The organism is Citrobacter sp. Cf072 (assembly GCF_030334485.1).
Classification (GTDB): Bacteria; Pseudomonadota; Gammaproteobacteria; order Enterobacterales; family Enterobacteriaceae; genus Citrobacter; species Citrobacter freundii.
In genome coordinates, this window is the sequence record NZ_JAOWDX010000045.1 from 434,442 (window position 1) to 455,585 (window position 21,144).

17 protein-coding genes and 1 riboswitch are annotated in these 21,144 nt (G+C 50.5%); of the genes, 6 read left to right on the top strand and 11 right to left on the bottom strand.

Features of this window, described 5'->3' with window-relative positions; all coding sequences use genetic code 11:
- Window positions 1–159: 159 nt before the first annotated feature.
- The 3 genes from OGX66_RS14460 to hldE all read left to right on the top strand — a co-directional run bounded on the left by OGX66_RS14460 (window position 160) and on the right by hldE (window position 5,920).
- Window positions 160–1,461: a CYTH domain-containing protein gene (locus OGX66_RS14460; protein WP_032950135.1), complete on the top strand. Its 1,302-nt coding sequence runs from the start codon at window positions 160–162 to the stop codon at window positions 1,459–1,461.
- A 125-nt stretch (window positions 1,462–1,586) separates the two neighbouring features.
- On the top strand, window positions 1,587–4,427 hold the full coding sequence (gene glnE / locus OGX66_RS14465) for a bifunctional [glutamate--ammonia ligase]-adenylyl-L-tyrosine phosphorylase/[glutamate--ammonia-ligase] adenylyltransferase (protein WP_086550483.1): 2,841 nt from the start codon (window positions 1,587–1,589) through the stop codon (window positions 4,425–4,427).
- Window positions 4,428–4,486: 59 nt separating this feature from the next.
- Window positions 4,487–5,920: a bifunctional D-glycero-beta-D-manno-heptose-7-phosphate kinase/D-glycero-beta-D-manno-heptose 1-phosphate adenylyltransferase HldE gene (gene hldE / locus OGX66_RS14470; protein WP_003838125.1), complete on the top strand. Its 1,434-nt coding sequence runs from the start codon at window positions 4,487–4,489 to the stop codon at window positions 5,918–5,920.
- Window positions 5,921–6,012: 92 nt separating this feature from the next.
- Here hldE and OGX66_RS14475 read toward each other — a convergent pair whose 3' ends face one another.
- Window positions 6,013–7,680, bottom strand: a complete 1,668-nt coding sequence (locus OGX66_RS14475; RefSeq protein WP_003838127.1) for a flotillin family protein — start codon at window positions 7,678–7,680, stop codon at window positions 6,013–6,015.
- A 23-nt stretch (window positions 7,681–7,703) separates the two neighbouring features.
- Entirely contained in the window at window positions 7,704–8,333 is a 630-nt protein-coding gene (locus OGX66_RS14480; protein ID WP_044713705.1) for an OB-fold-containig protein, read from the bottom strand.
- 260 nt (window positions 8,334–8,593) lie between these two features.
- On the opposite strand from OGX66_RS14480, the gene glgS reads away from it, so the two are divergent.
- Complete coding sequence (glgS, locus tag OGX66_RS14485) at window positions 8,594–8,800, top strand: cell surface composition regulator GlgS (RefSeq protein WP_019077704.1); 207 nt, start codon at window positions 8,594–8,596, stop codon at window positions 8,798–8,800.
- 32 nt (window positions 8,801–8,832) lie between these two features.
- Here glgS and ubiK read toward each other — a convergent pair whose 3' ends face one another.
- Window positions 8,833–9,129, bottom strand: coding sequence for a ubiquinone biosynthesis accessory factor UbiK (gene ubiK / locus OGX66_RS14490; protein WP_003024618.1), 297 nt, complete (start codon window positions 9,127–9,129; stop codon window positions 8,833–8,835).
- 132 nt (window positions 9,130–9,261) lie between these two features.
- A riboswitch (FMN riboswitch) is annotated at window positions 9,262–9,411 on the top strand.
- Window positions 9,412–9,517: 106 nt separating this feature from the next.
- On the opposite strand from ubiK, the gene ribB reads away from it, so the two are divergent.
- Window positions 9,518–10,171 (top strand): 3,4-dihydroxy-2-butanone-4-phosphate synthase, encoded by a 654-nt coding sequence (gene ribB, locus OGX66_RS14495; RefSeq protein ID WP_003838130.1) that lies wholly within the window; start codon window positions 9,518–9,520, stop codon window positions 10,169–10,171.
- A 54-nt stretch (window positions 10,172–10,225) separates the two neighbouring features.
- Here ribB and OGX66_RS14500 read toward each other — a convergent pair whose 3' ends face one another.
- The 8 genes from OGX66_RS14500 to zupT form a co-directional block, all read right to left on the bottom strand.
- Window positions 10,226–11,299, bottom strand: a complete 1,074-nt coding sequence (locus OGX66_RS14500; RefSeq protein ID WP_057102040.1) for a fimbrial protein — start codon at window positions 11,297–11,299, stop codon at window positions 10,226–10,228.
- Complete coding sequence (locus tag OGX66_RS14505) at window positions 11,296–12,027, bottom strand: fimbrial biogenesis chaperone (protein WP_048232810.1); 732 nt, start codon at window positions 12,025–12,027, stop codon at window positions 11,296–11,298. The genes OGX66_RS14500 and OGX66_RS14505 overlap by 4 nt, the downstream gene beginning before the upstream one ends.
- A 13-nt stretch (window positions 12,028–12,040) precedes the next feature.
- Complete coding sequence (locus tag OGX66_RS14510) at window positions 12,041–14,488, bottom strand: fimbria/pilus outer membrane usher protein (RefSeq protein WP_136345803.1); 2,448 nt, start codon at window positions 14,486–14,488, stop codon at window positions 12,041–12,043.
- Window positions 14,489–14,555: 67 nt separating this feature from the next.
- Window positions 14,556–15,119, bottom strand: a complete 564-nt coding sequence (locus OGX66_RS14515; RefSeq protein WP_044713712.1) for a fimbrial protein — start codon at window positions 15,117–15,119, stop codon at window positions 14,556–14,558.
- A gap of 428 nt (window positions 15,120–15,547) precedes the next feature.
- Complete coding sequence (dsbI, locus tag OGX66_RS14520; protein WP_003838131.1) at window positions 15,548–16,219, bottom strand: protein-disulfide oxidoreductase DsbI; 672 nt, start codon at window positions 16,217–16,219, stop codon at window positions 15,548–15,550.
- A 14-nt stretch (window positions 16,220–16,233) separates the two neighbouring features.
- A complete protein-coding gene (locus OGX66_RS14525) occupies window positions 16,234–16,902 on the bottom strand; it encodes a thiol:disulfide interchange protein DsbA/DsbL (RefSeq protein WP_003838133.1) in 669 nt (222 codons plus the stop codon).
- 23 nt (window positions 16,903–16,925) lie between these two features.
- Window positions 16,926–18,722, bottom strand: coding sequence for an arylsulfate sulfotransferase AssT (gene assT / locus OGX66_RS14530; RefSeq protein WP_003846309.1), 1,797 nt, complete (start codon window positions 18,720–18,722; stop codon window positions 16,926–16,928).
- Window positions 18,723–19,362: 640 nt separating this feature from the next.
- Window positions 19,363–20,136, bottom strand: coding sequence for a zinc transporter ZupT (gene zupT, locus OGX66_RS14540; RefSeq protein ID WP_003024600.1), 774 nt, complete (start codon window positions 20,134–20,136; stop codon window positions 19,363–19,365).
- Between the two features lie 147 nt (window positions 20,137–20,283).
- Here zupT and ygiD point away from each other — a divergent pair, with 147 nt between their 5' ends.
- Window positions 20,284–21,072: a 4,5-DOPA-extradiol-dioxygenase gene (gene ygiD, locus OGX66_RS14545; RefSeq protein WP_049002555.1), complete on the top strand. Its 789-nt coding sequence runs from the start codon at window positions 20,284–20,286 to the stop codon at window positions 21,070–21,072.
- Window positions 21,073–21,144 lie beyond the last annotated feature (72 nt).

Consider the following 21,144-nt stretch of genomic DNA (forward strand, 5'->3'; position numbering starts at 1 on the left):
ATCATCTGTGTCCTTTTTGCCACCACTCGAAACTTTTACGCCCGTCAAATTGCTCGTTGCATGGCAATTTGGCGCAAAATACTATCTACTGACCATAAAGAACGAACTTAGTTCGCAGTCAGTTTTCTCAACTGTGACATAACCCATAAGTACAAGACCATGGCCCAGGAAATCGAATTAAAATTTATCGTTAATAGTGACGCTGTCGATGCGCTACGTGAACGTCTGAATACGCTGGGGGGAGAGCATCATGCGCCCAGCCAGTTGCTGAATATTTACTACGAAACGCCGGATGCGTGGTTGCGTGGTCACGATATGGGGCTGCGTATTCGCGGTGAAAACGGTCATTACGAAATGACCATGAAAATTGCCGGACGCGTGACGGGCGGCCTGCATCAGCGACCGGAATTTAACGTTGCGCTGGACGCGCCTGAGCTGGATCTCGCCTTGTTCCCAACGGAAGTCTGGCCTGGTGGCAAACTGCCCGCTGAACTTGCTTCTCAAGTGCAGCCGTTGTTCAGCACCGATTTTTTCCGTGAGAAATGGTTGGTTGATGTTGATGGCAGCCGGATTGAAATGGCCCTCGATGTGGGGGAAGTGAAAGCGGGCGAGTTTGCAGAACCTATCTGTGAGCTTGAACTTGAACTGCTAAGCGGCGATACCCGTGCGGTACTGAAGCTGGCAAACCAGCTGGTTTCGCAAACCGGTTTACGCCAGGGCAGTTTGAGCAAAGCCGCGCGCGGTTATCATTTGGCCCAGGGGAATGCGCTGCGCGAACTCAAACCGACGCGGATTTTGAAGGTTCCGGCGAAGGCGAGCATTGAGCAGGGGCTGGAAGCGGCGCTGGAGCTGGCATTATCACAGTGGCAGTACCACGAAGAGCTGTGGGTACGCGGCGTGAAAGGGGCGAAAGCCGAGGTGCTGGCGGCAATGGGTCTGGTGCGTCACATTCTGATGTTGTTTGGCGGTAATGTGCCACGAAAAGCGAGCGCTCACTTACGTGATTTGCTGACCCAATCGGAAGCGATCATTGCGTCGGACGTTTCTGCTATTTCGGCGGTTTACAGTACGCAAACGGCAATGGCCAAGCTGGCGCTGACCGAATGGCTGGTGACCAAAGGATGGCAGCCGTTCCTGGATGCGAAGGCGCAGGGCAAAATTGCCGACTCCTTTAAGCGCTTCTCTGATACCCATCTTTCACGCCATGCCGCTGAGTTGAAAACCGCTTTTGCGCAGCCGTTGGGCGATCAGTACGCCGATCAGCTTCCACGTTTGACGCGCAACATTGATAGCATGCTGATGCTGGCGGGATACTACGACGAAAATGTCGCATCGGAATGGATCGCTACTTGGCAGGGCTTACGTCGCGCCATTGCGGCCAACCAATATATTGAAATTGAACACTTCCGTAACGAGGCGATTGCACTGGAACCGTTCTGGCTGCACAGCGGAAAACGATAATCAGGGCCGAGGCCGGGATGCCTGATGGCGCTGCGCTTATCAGGCCTACGCGATGTGTGTAACTGTCATGTAGGTCGGATAAGGCGAAAAGACGCATCCGGCACCATTCAAAGGATAACCCGTAAATGAAGCAGCTCTCTTCACCGTTACAGCAGTACTGGCCGACCGTTGTTGAGCGGCTGCCAGCAGCAATATCTGAGTCCTCGCTTAGCGTTCAGACGAAGTCAGTACTTACATTCAGTGATTTTGTCCGTGACAGCATTATTGCCCATCCCGAATGGCTGGCTGAGCTGGAAAGCACTCCACCCCTGGCGGATGAATGGCAACACTATGCCAACTGGTTACAGCAAGCATTGGCTGACGTTAGTGACGAAAACACACTGATGCGTGAGTTACGCCTGTTTCGCCGTCGCATTATGGTGCGTATCGCCTGGGCACAGACGCTGTCGCTGGTGACCGAAGAGAGTATTTTGCAGCAGCTAAGTCATCTGGCTGAAACGTTGATCGTCGCCGCGCGCGACTGGTTGTACGCAGCCTGCTGTCGCGAATGGGGTACGCCGTGTAATCCTGAAGGTGTGGCGCAGCCGCTGCTGATTTTAGGCATGGGGAAACTCGGCGGCGGCGAGCTGAATTTTTCCTCCGATATCGACCTGATTTTTGCCTGGCCGGAACACGGCAGCACACAGGGTGGGCGCCGCGAGCTGGATAACGCGCAGTTCTTTACCCGTATGGGCCAGCGGCTTATCAAAGTGCTGGATCAGCCCACAATGGATGGGTTTGTCTATCGGGTGGATATGCGTTTACGCCCATTTGGCGACAGCGGCCCGCTGGTGCTGAGCTTCTCCGCGCTGGAGGATTATTACCAGGAACAAGGGCGCGACTGGGAACGCTATGCGATGGTTAAAGCCCGCATTATGGGCGAAGCCGACGGCACATACGTCAGCGAGCTTCGTGCCATGCTGAGGCCTTTTGTCTTCCGTCGCTATATTGATTTCAGCGTGATCCAGTCGCTGCGTAACATGAAAGGGATGATTGCGCGTGAAGTACGCCGTCGTGGCCTGAAAGACAACATCAAGCTGGGGGCGGGCGGCATTCGTGAAATCGAATTTATCGTGCAGGTATTCCAGCTGATTCGCGGTGGGCGCGAGCCATCGCTGCAATCCCGCTCGCTGTTACCGACGCTTAGCGCCATCAATGCGCTGCACTTGCTTTCTGATACCGACGCGGAACAACTGCGCGCAGCCTATCTCTATTTACGCCGCCTGGAAAACCTGCTGCAAAGTATCAATGATGAGCAGACCCAGACGCTGCCGGGTGATGAACTGAATCGCGCGCGGCTAGCGTGGGGGATGAACGTTGATGACTGGCAGCAGTTAACCGATGTGCTGACCAATCATATGGACAACGTACGCCGGGTATTTAACGAGCTGATTGGCGATGACGAGGCCGAAACCCAGGAAGAGTCGCTCTCAGAACAGTGGCGCGAATTGTGGCAGGACGCCTTACAGGAAGATGACACCACGCCAGTGCTGACGCATCTGGCGGATGAAGATCGGCGGCGCGTGCTGTCTCTGATTGCTGATTTCCGCAAAGAGCTGGATAAACGCACCATTGGCCCGCGTGGACGCCAGGTGCTGGATCATTTAATGCCGCATCTGCTGAGCGATGTCTGTACGCGTGACGACGCCTCAGTCCCGCTGTCACGCATTACACCGCTGCTGGTGGGTATTGTGACTCGCACGACCTATCTGGAACTGCTGAGCGAATTCCCCGGGGCGCTGAAGCATTTGATTTCGCTCTGTGCGGCCTCGCCGATGGTCGCCAGCCAGCTGGCGCGGTATCCGTTGTTGCTCGATGAACTGTTGGATCCGAATACCCTGTATCAACCTACCGCGACGGACGCCTACCGTGATGAGCTGCGCCAGTATTTGCTGCGCGTGCCGGAAGATGACGAAGAGCAGCAACTGGAGGCACTGCGCCAGTTTAAGCAAACGCAGCTACTGCGTATTGCCGCGGCTGATATCGCCGGCACGCTGCCGGTGATGAAGGTGAGCGACCATTTAACCTGGCTGGCGGAAGCGATTATTGATGCGGTAGTCCAGCAGGCGTGGACGCAGATGGTTGCTCGCTACGGGCAACCTACCCATCTTGGCGAACGTGAGGGGCGCGGTTTTGCCGTCGTCGGCTATGGCAAACTGGGCGGCTGGGAACTGGGTTACAGTTCGGATCTTGATTTGATCTTCCTGCATGATTGCCCGATGGACGTGATGACGGACGGTGAACGTGAGATTGATGGGCGACAGTTCTATCTGCGTCTGTCGCAGCGCATTATGCACCTTTTCAGCACCCGTACCTCGTCCGGTATTTTGTACGAAGTGGATGCGCGGCTGCGTCCATCCGGCGCGGCGGGAATGCTGGTGACATCAACCGACGCTTTCGACGATTACCAGCGCAACGAAGCCTGGACATGGGAGCATCAGGCGCTGGTGCGTGCTCGTGTGGTATATGGCGACCCGCAGTTGACCTCTCAGTTTGATGCGATTCGTCGCGATATCATGACCCTCGTCCGTGATGGGAAAACCTTGCAGACCGACGTGCGTGAAATGCGTGAGAAAATGCGCGCCCATTTGGGCAATAAGCATCGGGATCGTTTTGATATTAAAGCGGATGAAGGTGGCATCACAGACATTGAGTTTATTACGCAGTATCTGGTGTTGCGCTATGCGCATGAAAAACCGAAGCTGACGCGCTGGTCGGATAATGTGCGCATTCTGGAATTACTGGCGCAAAACGACATTATGGACGAGCAGGAAGCGCTGGCGCTTACCCGTGCTTATACGACGTTGCGTGATGAACTTCACCATCTTGCGTTGCAGGAACTTCCGGGCCATGTGGCGCTGGAGCACTTTGACGCTGAACGTACACTGGTGCGTGACAGCTGGCAGAAGTGGCTGGTTGCCGAGTGAAGTGTGCTATTATCGCGCGCAAATTTTAAGACCCTCAGAGAATCTCTCAGGAGACAGGAATGAAAGTAACGCTGCCAGAGTTTGAACGTGCAGGAGTCATGGTTGTCGGTGATGTGATGTTGGATCGCTACTGGTACGGCCCTACCAGCCGTATTTCACCTGAAGCGCCGGTTCCGGTGGTGAAGGTCGATACCATCGAAGAACGTCCCGGTGGCGCAGCAAACGTGGCGATGAACATTGCCTCTCTGGGCGCAAATTCCCGTCTGGTGGGTTTGACCGGTATCGACGACGCGGCGCGTGCGCTGAGCAAAACGCTGGCGGATGTGAACGTAAAATGCGACTTCGTTTCCGTGCCGACGCATCCGACAATCACCAAACTGCGCGTGCTTTCCCGCAACCAGCAGTTGATTCGTCTGGATTTTGAAGAAGGTTTTGAAGGCGTGGATCCGCAGCCGCTGCACGAGCGTATTAATCAGGCGCTGGGTTCTATTGGCGCTCTGGTGCTTTCCGACTACGCCAAAGGCGCGCTGGCAAGCGTGCAGCAGATGATTGCGTTGGCGCGTAAGGCTGGCGTGCCGGTACTTATCGATCCGAAAGGGACCGATTTTGAACGTTACCGCGGCGCAACGCTGCTAACGCCCAACCTGTCTGAGTTTGAAGCGGTAGTGGGTAAATGCAAAAGCGAAGATGAACTGGTTGAGCGCGGCATGAAATTGATTGCTGATTTCGACCTTTCCGCACTGCTGATTACCCGTTCAGAACAGGGGATGACGTTGCTGCAACCGGGCAAATCGCCACTGCATATGCCGACGCAGGCGCAGGAAGTGTATGACGTGACCGGTGCGGGCGATACGGTAATCGGCGTGCTGGCGGCGACGCTGGCGGCGGGTAACACACTGGAAGAGGCGTGCTATTTTGCCAACGCTGCAGCCGGTGTTGTGGTTGGTAAACTGGGAACCTCCACCGTTTCTCCGATTGAACTGGAAAACGCGGTGCGTGGTCGGGCTGATACTGGTTTTGGCGTGATGAGCGAATCTGAGCTGAAACAGGCCGTTGCCAGCGCCCGCAAGCGCGGTGAGAAAGTGGTGATGACTAACGGCGTGTTTGACATCCTGCATGCGGGCCACGTTTCCTATCTGGCAAATGCGCGCAAGCTGGGCGATCGCCTGATCGTGGCGGTAAACAGCGATGCGTCGACCAAACGTCTGAAAGGCGAAACGCGTCCGGTCAACCCGCTGGAACAGCGCATGATCGTGCTGGGCGCGCTGGAATCCGTCGACTGGGTGGTCTCTTTTGAAGAAGATACACCGCAGCGTCTGATCGCCGGCATCCTGCCGGATCTGCTGGTCAAAGGCGGTGACTATAAGCCAGAAGATATTGCGGGCAGCAAAGAGGTATGGGCGAACGGCGGTGAAGTGCTGGTGCTGAACTTCGAAGATGGCTGCTCAACGACCAATATCATCAAGAAGATCCAGAAAGACAGCGATAAATAACAATTGGAATGTTTGTCGGATGGCGGTGCCCGGCCTACGAGGTTGTAGGCCGGATAAAACGCGTAAGCGTTGCCATCCGGCATTTCTGTTTCTTATTCTTCAGTCGTTTTCTCAACAGGCTGTGGACTGTTTTTCAGCGGATCGGCCAGTGCCGACAGCGAACCGCCGGACAAACCAATTTCATTTAACAGCGAGTCAATCAGCGGCGCTTGTGTACGATAGGCAAGGGCGGCGGATAATGCCTGCTCAGCCAGATTCCCTCCGGTTACGTTACCTGCGGTCACTTCACCGACGGCGCCGCCACGATTCAGACCATCAACCTGGATAATCTTGATCCCATCGATAGACTTCATTGGCTCAACGGATTTCTCAATGACTGCTGGCAGGGACTGCAGCAGGGCCAGCTTAAATTTCAGACTGGTCTGTTCGTCGGAAAGCACGTTGATGGCATCGTTCAGCGCACGCTGGGCTTCGGCTTCCGCCAGACCTTTTTTCCGCGTGGCTTCGGCCAGTTCAACAATTGCTGCCGCCTGCAATTCTGCAGCTTCTTTTTCCGCTTTTGCCCGGACGGTCAGTTCAACCGCCTGGGTTTCTGCATCCTGCGCTGCGGCAATCAACGCCACCTGTTTGGCACGATCCGCTTCTGCGGTCTGGCGGGTGGTTTCTACGTTCTGCTGGGCGCGAACCGCTTCGGCTAGCGCATCGTTAGCGCGTGCTTCAGCCTGAGACTGCTGTTCAGACTTGGCGGCAATAGCGATGGACTTGGTCTGGTTGGCGATCTCCGTTACCTGCTGTTGTTCGATTTCTTTAATGCGAACTTCACGCTCGGCCTCGACTTTTCTGGAACGCACCGCCTGTTCACGCTCGATTTCTGTTTCCTGAATCTGGCGTTCAGCAAGAATGCGCGTCTGCTCAGCTTCACGATGACGTTCGGCTTCGAAGGCGGCAATTTTGGCGTTTTGCTCGGCCGTGCGGGTCTTCACCTGCTGCTCCTGCTCGAGCGTCATGAAGGCTTCCTGCTGTTCGATTTCCAGCTTGCGTGCCAGCGCATCACGGTTTTTCTCACGAACGGCAACTTCTACGTCCTGCTCGACTTCGTTACGTTCGCGACGACGGCGTTCTGTTTCCTGGGTCAGCTTGGTCAGACCCTCGGCATCAAAGGCGTTATTCGGGTTGAAATGGACTTTTTCGGTCTGGTTAAAGTTGGTGAGTGAAACGCTCTCCAGTTCCAGGCCGTTTTTGGACAGGTCTTCCGCGACGGTATTTTGTACGCCCTGAACGAAGTTTTCACGCGTATCCTGCAGTTCATGCATGGTCATCTGCGACGCAGTGGCACGTAGGGCATCAACAAACTTATCTTCTATTAGCACACGTAAATCCTCTGGTGACAGCGTCCGCTGTCCCAGCGTCTGTGCGGCGGTAGCAATCCCTTCAACAGACGGTTTTACACGCACGAAAAAGGCGACGACGACATCCACGCGCATACGGTCTTTGGTGATGAGACTGTCGACAGTTGAACGGCTCACCTCAAGTTTGAGGGTGTTCATGTTGATAGGAATAATTTCGTGGAAGATAGGCATGACAATTGCGCCGCCGCTCATTACCACTTTTTGTCCACCAAGGCCGGTACGCACAAACGCCTGTTCAGCAGATGCGCGGCGATACAGGCGGGCAAAAATAATCCCGATAATTACTAAGACGACCACCGCCACAATGGCGGTAAACATCCATGAAGGTAACATGCCAAAAACATCATCCATCTATAAGATCCCTCTGTATAAAATTATAAAACAGTCGGCCAGGGGTTTAGCTCGGCCAGGTAACGCGTTGCGGAGAGTCGGCAGATAATCAGCACCTTGTCTCCTTTTTTGAATTCTTTGCCCGCTTCAGGCTCCAGCAGCACATAGTGAGTCTGCCCGAACTTATCGGTAAATTTGCCTTCGCAGGGGGTTCCGGCACTTGCGGAATGTCCGGTAATAATCGCCATGCTGCCGATAAATTCATCTTCAGCGAGGGCGGTGGTTTCATCCCGCGGCAGCCAGGGAGCAATGATTTTTCCGCTGTAATGCACGGCGAAGACGGCAAGAATAAAACTCACCGGAGCAAGCAGCAGGTTGCTGAGCGGTGCTTGCCACAGCGTGACCCAGCCATGCTGAAGGAGGATACCGAAGAGTCCAAAGAAGCCAGCGAGTAAACACAGCACGATCAGTGCCGGGATCCGCCCGATATTGAGATAGTGAAGCGCCTGGCCGATATTGCCGGAAGTCAGGGCATCGTAATGTTCGAGGTGAGCATCAAGCGCACCTGAAAGAAAATGGCCAAAAATAAGAGAGATGATTTCCAGTAGGCCAATCAACAGTACAAATGAAATAGCAAACAGGTAGGGGCTGTTGTAATCCGTGAATAATGCCAAGTTGTTTCCTCCTGTTACTGCGTTCCCTGTCCGTGTCAAAAGTAATGGTTTTACCTCTTACTTTTACATGACGTTACAATAACATGCGTTACCCTGGTCTTTAATCCGAAAAGGGGCTCATCCCCCTCTTAGATTTCGTAGGAAACTGTGAAGCAGGCGGTTTTTTTGCGCACAATATGTACAGAATAACTTCGTATCCAGGGAAATACTGAAATTAGAAAAAGCATATGGCCTTAGCAGATATTCAATAACTGGAGGGTATGCTCATGAACAGCAATATGTATTCAATGAACAATTTCGATTTCCTGGCCCGTAGTTTTGCCAGAATGCAGGCTGAGGGCCATCCCGTTGATATCCAGGCGATAACCGGGAACATGGATGAAGAACATCGAAGCTGGTTTTGCAAACGCTATGCGCTGTACTGCCAGCAGGCGACGGAAGCCAGGAAGCTAGAACTGGAACACTAACAGAAAAACGGGCCTTGCGGCCCGTTGTCGTTTTACTCTTGCGGATCGACTGACGGGATCGCGGGGGCAGGTTTAACTTCTGCCGTTTTTTCACGCGATTCCAGCTCAGTCAGACGTTGCTCAAGCAGCGCCAGCTTTTCACGTGTGCGCAATAAAACCTGAGTCTGTACATCGAATTCTTCACGGCTTACCAGATCCAGACGGGTCAGCTGTGACTGCAGCGTTTGACGAATTTTCTTCTCGACGTCTTCGCCAAACTCGCGGATCCCTTTCGGCATCGACTCGTGAACCTGACGAGCAATCTGCTCAATTTTTTTCGGGTCAATCATTGTGGTTTCCCTGAACTGGTACGTGTTGCTGCCTATTGTAGTGCGAACTGGCACAGGCATAAACCAGAATTGTGTGAAGCTAAGACGAGTAAAGGCGTTGATGAAGGTAATCAATAGCGTTATAGTTAACCCGCTTATTCTCAGGGCGGGGCGAAATTCCCCACCGGCGGTAAATCAACTGATGTTGAAAGCCCGCGAGCGCTTTTTGTTACGGCAAAAAGGTCAGCAGATCCGGTGTAATTCCGGGGCCGACGGTTAGAGTCCGGATGGGAGAGAGTAACGATCCAGTCGGGCATGGACCCGCTCACGTTATTTTTTTGCCGCTTAGACGGTACTCCTAAGACTGCCCTGATTCTGGTAACCATAATTTTAGTGAGGTTTTTTTACCATGAATCAGACGCTACTTTCCTCTTTTGGTACGGCTTTCGAACGTGTTGAACATGCGCTGTCTGCGCTGCGTGAAGGACGCGGTGTGATGGTGCTTGACGATGAAGATCGCGAAAACGAAGGCGATATGATTTTCCCGGCAGAGACCATGACCGTAGAACAGATGGCGCTGACCATCCGTCACGGTAGCGGTATTGTATGCCTGTGCATCACTGAAGACCGACGCAAACAGCTCGATCTGCCAATGATGGTGGAAAATAATACCAGCGCTTACGGCACCGGTTTTACCGTGACCATTGAAGCAGCAGAGGGCGTGACCACCGGTGTTTCCGCTGCGGACCGTGTGACTACGGTGCGTGCGGCAATTAAGGATGGCGCCAAACCTTCCGATCTTAACCGTCCGGGGCACGTTTTCCCGCTGCGTGCTCAGGCTGGCGGCGTGTTGACCCGTGGTGGTCATACTGAAGCGACCATCGACCTGATGACGCTGGCAGGGTTTAAACCGGCAGGCGTGCTGTGCGAACTGACCAACGACGATGGCACCATGGCGCGAGCGCCAGAGTGCATCGAATTTGCCGGCAAGCATAATATGGCGGTGGTGACTATCGAAGACCTGGTGGCTTACCGTCAGGCGCACGAGCGCAAAGCCAGCTAATCGTACAGTGCCATGGTGAAGAAAAGCCGATGCAATGCCATCGGCTTTTTTTGTTTAGTTGTAGTTAATTTTAAATAACACTACCGTTTCAAATGGTCCGGTCTGAACGGCCTCGCCAGCGACTTGACTTAACTCTGCTTGATAACTTTTCTCTCTGGTCAATAATTCCGTATCAAATTCGGCATACTCTGCGTACGCGTTGTAGGTGGAGAGTGTATTATCTTCCATATTACGGATTTTTAATTGCAAGCCATTCCCTATTCTCAGTGAAGTATCATCTTCTGCTAATTCTTCAGTAGTATAGAATGAAGATGAAACTTTGAATGTATCAGTACATCCACTGTCTGCATTTAAATTCTTTATAGTCTTGATGGAGAAACTTTTGGTCATGGTTTTGGCATTGATTTCCATATTATTAAAGGTGCCAAAGTCAATGGTCTGATTTTCCGGATAAATGTTGAATTTTACGCTACAGTCCAGTACTCGAATTTGATCTAATCCAGTGACATGATATTTCAGGTTAGCGGCATCCGGGCTGACGTTGATACCACCAACACCATCAAACTGCACAAGAATATAATCACCGATGCTACTGGCGTAGTCGTGGGGGGGCATCGAAATCACTTTTACGTACAGGCGCATGCGGGCAATAAACGTTCTTGAATAGTGCGTATCTTCTGCATTACCTGAACAGAGATAATGTTCCCAACCGCTGGCTTTGATTTGCGCGGGGGTATAGATCTTAAGCTTCTGATTATCAATGCACTGATGTGTATCAATATTGACCGCACCTTGCGTGGCGTCATAATCAACGCCTTCATAGGTGACGCCCAGTTGATAATAGGTATCATTGACTGAGGTGTAGGGGTTGACCCATGCGTAGACGTTTTCGCTGCTATAAGCATTTTCGGAGGTTGCGTTATCGCAGTAGACGGGGATTTTTATATCGTTGCTTTCCCAGATTTTGTCCCCGGGTTTGGCGTTGTTAGGGACTGCAAACGGCTCGATAGCGGTATAACCTTCAACAGGACCTCCGGTGGCTCCCAGATAGCAGTGAACCGCCAGCGCTGAACGAAAAGGGAGCACGATGAATATTAACAGCAGAAATAACCGTAGCGTGCGGATCATTTTCTGGCCTCCGGCACGATAAGATCGCATTGACCATGGCATTTCACGTTCAGCATGCGCAGTCCGCCATAATCATCCATATATCCTAGTGCGAACGCATTTCCGTTATAACCGCCGGCATTTAATGTGACAGAGGAAAAAGGGGCAATCATCTTACTGCTAAAGCCTGACAATTGGCTTTTGCTGTCTTTGCCAAAAAAAGCCAACGTAATGTAGTAGGCGGTAGGATTATTAACCAACAGCGTATTTCCCTGTTGGCTAACTTTGAGCTGAAGTTCAACTTCAGTACCCGGCTTTTTCTTCAAAGCCGCTGGACGCCAGAACAATTTCAATCGAGATTGCAGGGCCATCTGCACAATGGCATTGCTTCCCTTATTTTCTGGCGCAGGCGGAATTTCACGGACATTAAAATAGAACAGCGTTTCCCGATCCTGAGGTAGTGAGCGAGCTTTATCCTGCTTAACGATCCTCACTTGTGAAATTGCGCTGGGATTTAAGCGTTGGATTGGAGGCAGGGCAACCAGAAAGGTGTCGTCCTTATTACCTTTTTCATCTTCAATCCATGAATAGGCCAGATAGGGCAGCTGCTTGCTTTGGTTTTCGATTTTCAGGCTGCTGGCCTTTTCGTTGCCGTTAAATATTATCCGCGTTCTGTCAGGTTGAATTGCCGCCTGAGAGGTGAGTGATAAGGCGAGTAGTACTATTGGCAATTTTTTAAATAATGTCATTTTTCATCCTTAATTAATGACAAGGTAAAATAAGGTTTTGCGTGGTGATATCCAATGTGTCTGGTAATGCGAAGGTGCATGTCTTTTTATCACCCCATTGAACTGTAAAGTGTTGCCCACTGTCGACACCACCAAGCCAGGCATGACCTTCTTCACTGACCATTCCTACTTCGGTATTGCTGGCAATATGCCGAACGATCGCGCCAAGTGGCGGGTAGTCTCCATTTTCCATTCTGATGGCGACGGTAATATTTTTGCCTGCACGGGATATCAGCGCTTTGTAACCGATAGCTCCTTCCGTCCAGGTTTGGCGGGTGATCGTTTCATCAACGGTAACGCCGTCAGGGAGATCGTTCATGTTGACGGCGATGGTTGAGGGTTGATAACTGGATATCATCGGTACAACCGCATAGCCGAGGCGGTTGGTGCGATTGCTATCTCCCTGAACAGGTATATCGGCCACGCCATCTGTACCGATCATAACTCGAGGTTCATTACCAAAACTGCGACGATGCAAGGCAATACCTTTGCCCGTGGCTGTCATTGAACCGCTCCAACTGGCGCTGACAGAGGTGTAGTCGCTGGCAGCATAGCTTCCGGAGAACTGTAGTTCGCCCGCAGGGGTAGTATGCTGGTAGTTGCCCCTGAATTGCGCGCCGTTATCTGGCTTGTCGGTGGCGGTTCCTGCGGAAACGCCCCAGGTATTACGGGGATCGGAGGAATCATTCCATGAGAGAGTGTTAGTGGTGTTGCTGCTATTGCGCATGTCGTAATTCAACCGCCGACCAAAGTCGAAGGGAACGGAGAACGAAACGTAAATCTGCTTATCGTTATCACTCTCTTCGTAATGCGTTGTGCTGAAGGATGTCGATAGCGATAAACCTTTCCAGTCACCGATATCGAAATTAAATCCGGCAGTTACGGATGCGGTAGTAGAGCTGTCGCCATCCCACCATTGCTGGCGTAGTGCGCTGACGTACAAATTCATCCGCAAAGGATCGATCGGCTGGTTGAAGGCGATGCTTACGGTCTGCTTTTCGTCCTGCGTATCAGCATTGTTGTACTGATGGGCGATAAAGTTGGCATAGCTATGAAATTCACGTTCGGAGAAACGATATGCCGCAAGTGAAATCTGGCTGTTTGTCGCATCAAAGCGTTTGCTGTAGTTCAGTCGGTAACTGAGACCGTTTTCTTGATGACCATCATCGAAAGTGCTGCTGGCACGTGTAACGTCAAATGAAAGTGCGCCCAGCCATAGCATATTCTGCCCAATGCCGAGTGCCGCAGAGCGATAATCGCTGCCTCCTGCGAGGATCCCGCCATACAGCGAGGTATTGGACAATATTCCCCACGAGGCTTCTCCACTGGCAAAGGTCTCATCGATCACATGATGCGAGATGTCCGGACGTGCACGGCCTGCCGCGATTTTGTAACGGACCTGCCCCTCGCGGGTCAAGAAGGGCGTGGATGCTGCAGAAACCTGAAATGTATTGGTTCTGCCATCTTCCTCGGTGATTTTAACATCTAGCGTACCCTGTACCGATTGGTTGAGATCGGTAATGACAAAGGGGCCAGGGGCAACCTTTGTTTGATAAATAACGCGACCGGAGTGGCTGACGGTGACGGTCGCATTGGTTTGTGCGATACCGCTGATTTGTGGGGCATAGCCACGTAATTCCCACGGCAGCATGCGATCGTCGCTTGCCAGTGCAGCGCCATTATAGGAAAAACCGTCGAAGATATTGGAACTTAAATCCGTCTCGCCCAGCGTGAGTTTGGCACCCAGTGAAGGGAGTGGGCGAAAAAGATAGGTTCGCGAAATGCTCCGTGTTGTTTGAGTGTTTTCGTCGTTGCGATTTTGGCTTACCTGGTAATCGCTACGTAAGCGCCATGCGCCCATATTCAGGCCCGAAGTACCGTATGAGTTTATATTTTCTGTACTTGCGCCCTGATCGGGGCGATAAGTGCTGGCAAATAAGTTGTAGTCGAAGAGCAAGCCATTTACGCCGTGATCCCAGGTGGATGGCGGCATCCAGCTCTCTGATTTCCATGCCATTAATACTTGCGGAATACTAATATCCAGGTGTTGATTCGCAATGTCTAGCGTAAACGCAATGTCGGCGTATGCGGTGAAATCTACGCAATTGTTCTGCATTGGCAGGGAACGTAAAATTTTCTCTTTTAACCCCAATTGCTCGGCAAGATCGGTAGGAATACAGACTGCAACACCTTCACCTTTTTTCCCCCAGCTCAGTTGGCGGCCAGAGGAGATTTGGTTTTTATTCACAGCAATTGTGACAAAGTAGTTCCCAGGGGCAATTGAGAGATCATCTTTTAGTAGTGAGAGATCCACACTGCTACGCATGGATTTATCCAGTACATTCAGGTTGAATTCGACGGCCAGAGTGGAAAATGACAACAGTAGCCCACATCCATAGGCCACGACCTTGCAGGTATTCATGGCAATCCTTACCTATACCCAAGCGTTGCAAGTGTTATAGGGTGGCCATCCGGCCACCATTATGTGACTACTTATAGGTAAGTCTGTAGGTTGCCGTCGCGGCGACAGCGCCCACGGTGACATCCGTTGCGCCAATTTTTTCCATATAGGCTTGGAATGGAAGGATTTGAGTCGCTGATCCTGCACTTAGATCAATGGTTTTTGCGGTCCCCAGAGTAATCTTCGTGCTTGTTTTGTCCAGAAGGCGTACGCCAACATTTGTTGCACCACTGGCAAAAGTATTGCTAAGCAGGCTGGTATCTTCAGCTGTAACGCTGTCACTGTTAAATGTGACATCAACTTTGGACACAGGTACATCGCTGCCATTATTTGAGTGTGGCAGATCGCAATTGACTAAGTGAAGGCTGGAGTCAACCGCATCAGAATGTCCGTTAGTATTGATATAGCTGGCAGGAACTTCACCCAGCTCAACCTGCTTGTCAATATCGTCAGGTTCAATGGCGCAAGGGGCATTAATAATGGTACCCGTGAAGGTTATTTTGCCGCTACCACCGTCAACATCGGCGAAGGCACTGGTGGTAGTTAATGTGGCGATAGCCACGGCTAATAACGTTTCTTTGCCTAGTTTCATACAATCATTCCTTTAGTAATATACAATATCCTTTATGCTTAAGTCGAAATAATAGGTTTTTTAAAATATTATATCACCAGGATATTTTGTTTTTGCGTGATATTCAGAATTTGACCCGGTATTGATTAAGTTTGGTGTATATATATTTCGATGTTGCAATTTGCATTGCATTTGATGAGAGAATGAATGGTGTTTTATTATTATTTTTCGTGGTGTTGACTCTAAGGTGGTTATTGTAAAACTGTGATTTAGATGAGGTTTTTTTCTGCAAATCAGAATATATAAATATTGATTTATTATTGTTTGCGCCAAATAATTTGCGTTTTGTATGATTTGAACCGAAGGGAATCCAGCGATAGGATTGTATAACCATCGTAAAAAAAGCAGAAATCTGAATACAGACTTCTGCTTTGGTTTTTCCATTCAGGTTATTTGGCCCTGGCCAGTTTCAATGCCCATGCGCCGCTCATTATCACCAACAGCAATAAACATAAGCCAAAGGCTAGCAGGCATGCCTGCGCCATGTTCATAAATTGCCACGGTGGAAGCAGATACCAGCCTTCAGACTGTTGGTATAGATCGATAAACCACTTTTGCGTACTGCTGAGTGCCACGCCATCAGGCACTATGGGGGCATCATAGCCGCAATCTCCAGTGGGTTTAAACCACTCCGGAGCCCAGTTTGCCAGCGGCAAATTGAAAGGGAATGTCGGATCGGTGGAACACCCCTGGACGCCAAACAGCGAATCCGGGCTATGTACCGCATGATGAATATCATTGAGTTTGAGCGAGAACTTAATGCCCATGATGCTGCCGTAAAATGCCGCAATGCAGCCAATAAGCTTCAGAACAACATTTTTAGGGTTTATTGCCGCGATCAATCCACCGAAAACCATCACAAACATGGCAAAGCGAATGTAGACACACTGCTCGCAGGGGGCCATATAGAGATAGATTTGGAAAAACGAGTGGGCCAATATTATTAACCCGCCCATCGCGCAGGCCATCAGTAGCCACAGAAAGCGCCGTTCCTGCCATCTCACCAGCGTATCAACCGGCGTGGTACGTAAGTCCCGCCACAATCCTTTTATGAAAACCATAGCCTCGTCCCTGTTTATTTTGTTGCCAGCTCTCTGACAAGCTCAGCCATGGAGTCAATGGATTTGATACTCTTGGTGTAGATCAGGTATTTACCGTTAACGACGTAAGCCGGAACCCCCTGAATTTTGGCGACGTCGTATGCCGCTTTCCATTTCTCCAGCGTTTGCTGAACGGTGGGATCTTGCAGCGCGGCGTCAAAATCTGCCTGGCTCATGCCTGCAGCATCCAGGCCTGTTTTAATGAATGCGGCCGGATCTTTACCATCTGACCAGCGCTCTTTCTTGTCGTGGTAAGCAGCGTAATAAGCGAATTTCGCTTTTTTGAACTGTGATTTGGCATCAAATAATGAAATCCCTGCTGCCTGATCTTTAGCAATCATTACTGCAAAAACTTCACTGGCCTGTTTACCATATTCCCCTTTGGTTTCCAGATGAAATGGTGTGAAGGTGACGAGATCGGCAACTTTTTCAGAAACCGGGCCAGTCACGGCTTTATCATATTTGTAACAGAACGGACAGGCGTAGCTGAATACTTTTATTAACGTCTTATCAGCATTAGGAATCGGTTTCTCTAAAACCATATAATCAGTGCCTTCTGTAAAAGCGGAGGCGGCAAACGACGAGGCAAGTGCGGCGGTTAATATCACGCTTTTAAATAATGAAGTAATCCATTTAGATGACATAATTAATCCTTAATCTAACGCGATTATTTAAACATGTGTTGTGGGCGGACCAGTAATGCACGGTAGTGCGTTTGGTTCGGCTTATCTGAAAGAACATCAATCTCAACTTTGACTTCTTTGGTCTTATAATCAATTTCGTTGATCTTGCCGATGGTTGGTTGTCCAACGTCAAATAAATTAATTGAGCCACCAAAGCCAAACATGGTGTCACGGTCTTTCTGATATTCGATAACCGAGGTGATGGGACTATAGAAATCGTAGCCGCGTTCTTTTCCGTATTCCCAAATTTGCTGAACGGTTCCTTTTTTCTCGTCAACTTTATATTCGACGAAACGGGAATATTTCATCGTCGGCAATGCCGGTTGTTCGAGCCCACGACCATCGCCGTTGTCAAAGATGGTTAATGTCCCTTTGCTCGAGAGCCATGCGGTGTGTTGGGTGTAGGTAAAATCGAAATCAGTATTCTCGCACTTACCGTTTTCGTCACATTTTAGCGCGTTGCCCTTATCATCAACCGGTTTTAACAGCTTGCTTGCCAGCGCCTTATTCCAGCCTTTCGACGGTGCCAGAATCCACTTCACCTGTTTATCGCGACCGATTTTGACAACACCCTGATGGCGGGAAGAGATAATAATGGAGTCATCTTTGGCATCATAGGCAATGGAGTTAACGTGCGCCCAGTTACGACCAGCCCCCACTCCGAGGGCGTCACCGTAAGGAGTATCTGGCTCCAGTTTCGCCTGTTGACCGGCATGAGCGAGGTCAACGTTGACGCATACCGCACCTGCGTCCAGTGCACCCAAAAGCGCATCACGCATCGGATCGAGTATCTTTGTCAGATCCCACACATCAACCACACGACCGGACTTGTCTACTTCAATTATCTGATCGCGGATGGTTTGCACATGGATGCCATCTTCTTTGCGATAATCGCGTTTGCCCACGCGAAGCAACACGGTGTCGTTGATTGTTTCGATCGATTCATGCGACGCGTCGAGGAAGCCGCGCGGTAGCTTATGATCGGCCAGAATCTGCCCCATCATATCGAATTCGTACCAATGCTGACCCTGAACGGCTGTGAAGGTGCCGCGCGGCGTTTCCCGGATACCCATCAAGTAACCGCGCTTATTGATATCCATGTCATGGCCATCGTAAAAGGCATCTTGATCCAGCCACCAACGATATTCACCTTCCGTATCGACGACAAAGGTAAAGGGTGCGATATCAAAAGGTAATGCGCCACCGGCTGGACCTGCATCCAGGATGCCGGCATTTTTGTCTTTTTCCCCATGCCAGTGGAATTCTGCCCCCTGTGGGGTGAAAGTATGGGTATTCACCAGATAGAGACGGTCTTCAAAGCCAGGCGCTACCTTAATAACTTTCGTTTGCTGTAAATCGGAAATAGAACGGTTATCCATGTAGTGATTAACGATGGCGGACGTTTGCACCACATAATCATCCTTCATGGCTTTGCCATTTTCTTTATATTCAACGGTGACCTTATTGGCAAACTTTTGATAAAGGCCAAAAATAGGTATGCCATCGTAGGTAGCGAGTGACTCTTTGCCCACGGCATATGTCACAGGAATCCCTTTTTCACCTTTACCATGAACGGTGACTTTGACATCTGAAATAACGTGACTATCTAATTCAACCAGTGCGGTAAGCGGGGCGTTTCCATATGGGTCAACCACTATTGCCCCCAGTTTTCCCGCAGGTTGAGCGGGTTGAAAACCTGCGGCAAACGAATTTCCAGCGGTTAATCCAAACGTCAGTGCGAGTGTGCCAGCGAGAAGTGTTTTTCGGTATTGTCTAAACATGGATATATCTCCTTATATTAACTTTAAATATAATTTCACTGAATATATTATGTTTTTACGATATGGCTAAAAATGAAAATGGTACTACTGATGTCACTTTTATTGTGGGTATATAAATATTGATGAAGTGTATTATTCTACAAAATCTAATTTTTATTGTTTTCTGGATAGTATGAGTGAGGTATTTTAAGGACAATGTTTATTATTGCTTAGTGTGATCTCGTCGACAGAGTTTTATTTTTTTATAACTGTTTTAGCTATTGGTATAGCTGCTGGTTTATATGATCGAAATCATATATTTGTTTCTGAAATATGCCACTATAGGGGTATGTCAGAATAAGTTTATGTAAAATTTTAACGTTAAATGTTTAATGATGTTAAATGTTAAGGGTAAAAGAATGTTTATTGCCTGGTATTGGATCGTATTAATTGCACTCGTTGCATTGGGTTATTATTGCCATATGAAGCGTTATTGTCGGGCATTCCGACAAGACAGAGACGCATTGCTTGAGGCGCGAAACAAACTCTTCCGACGTTCTGGTGAAGATAACAGCGTGATTAAGGAACAGGAATAGTCCTTCACGTTCTGCTATGGATGAGCGGATGCTGTAAAATAGCAGGGTGGCATCCGCCCTCTGGATTATCCGATTCCCATGGACTGGAGGATGACGAGACTTAACCCCATCACCGACATTCCGCACAGGACCCCATAGCTGGGATTATTATTTGGGTCGATCTCTTTTGCCAGTGGCATCAATTCATCGACTGACAGCGCCACCATAATACCCGCGACTGCCGCCATTATTGCCGCCATCACCACAGGCGAGATGAGACTCCCCAGAATTAACCACGCCAGTACGCCGCCCAGTATTTCTGCCATGCCCGAGATCCCGGCCCAGAATATCGCCGTACGTTTGGAGCCCGTTGCTGCATAGACCGGACCTGCAACGGCTAATCCTTCAGGAATATTGTGTAATGCGACGGCAAGCGCAATACCAAAGCCCAGCTCGAGGTTGCTGCTGGCGGTAACAAACGTCGCAATCCCTTCCGGAAAATTGTGCAGGCTGATGCCGAGCGTTAATAAAATCGCGGTGCGTTTAATGGATCCGGGTAGAGGCTGCGTTGTTTTTTGTACCAGATCCTGAGGGTGCGCGTGCGGCAATAGACGGTCCAGGCCAAAGTAGCCCAGCAAGCCGACGATAAACATTCCGTAGCCCAGCACTGGCGACATGCCTTCAGCGGCCAGCGCAGCAGGTAGCATTTCCATTAGAGAGATCAGTAGCATAATCCCGGCAGCGAAGCCTAAAGAAAAGGCGAGAACGCGGTTGGAAGGCTTTTGCCCTAACACGCCGAGAAATGCGCCGATAAACGTGGCGGCACCTGCCAGTAAAGTCAGAAGTAAAGGTACTGACATCGACAAATAAAACTCCTTATCAATCTGCTTTCCGGACTAGATCGTCAAAATAACTGATGATCTTCATCATGGTTATCTGAGTTCTTCATCAACCGAATAAGCGTATTGTAATGGTATCAAAATGACTCCCTCAGTAAGGATATCATCATGTCTTCAACTCGTATGCCAGCATTGTTTTTGGGCCACGGTAGCCCGATGAATGTTCTGGAAGATAACGTTTATACCCGTGCCTGGCAGCAACTGGGGGAAACGTTGCCGCGTCCGAAAGCCATTGTGGTGGTCTCGGCACACTGGTTCACCCGTGGAACGGGTGTGACAGCGATGGAAGCGCCTAAAACGATCCACGATTTTGGCGGTTTTCCGCAAGCGCTGTATGACACCCATTACCCGGCTCCGGGCTCGCCAGAACTGGCGCAGCACCTGGTTGATTTACTTGCTCCTGTACCCGTCGCGTTAGACAAAGAGGCGTGGGGTTTTGACCACGGTTCATGGGGCGTACTGATCAAGATGTACCCGAATGCCGACATCCCGATGGTGCAGTTAAGCATCGATAGTACAAAACCGGCGGCCTGGCATTTTGAGATGGGCCGCAAGCTGGCGGCACTGCGTGATGAGGGTATTATGCTGGTGGCCAGTGGTAACGTGGTGCATAACCTGCGTACTGCGCGTTGGCACGGTGAGAACACGCCATATCCGTGGGCAACCTCATTCAATGATTATGTTAAGGCTCACCTGACATGGCAGGGACCGGTTGAGCAGCACCCGCTGGTGAACTATCTCGATCATGAAGGTGGATCGTTGTCGAACCCGACGCCAGATCACTATCTGCCGCTGCTGTATGTTCTCGGGGCATGGGATGGTAAAGAGTCTGTTACGATCCCTGTAGATGGTATCGAGATGGGAAGTTTAAGTATGTTGTCGGTGCAGGTTGGGTGATGAACACCCGATGGCGCTACGCTTATCGGGCATTAAGTTCGTGCCGTAGGCCGGGTAAGGCGGAGCCGCCAC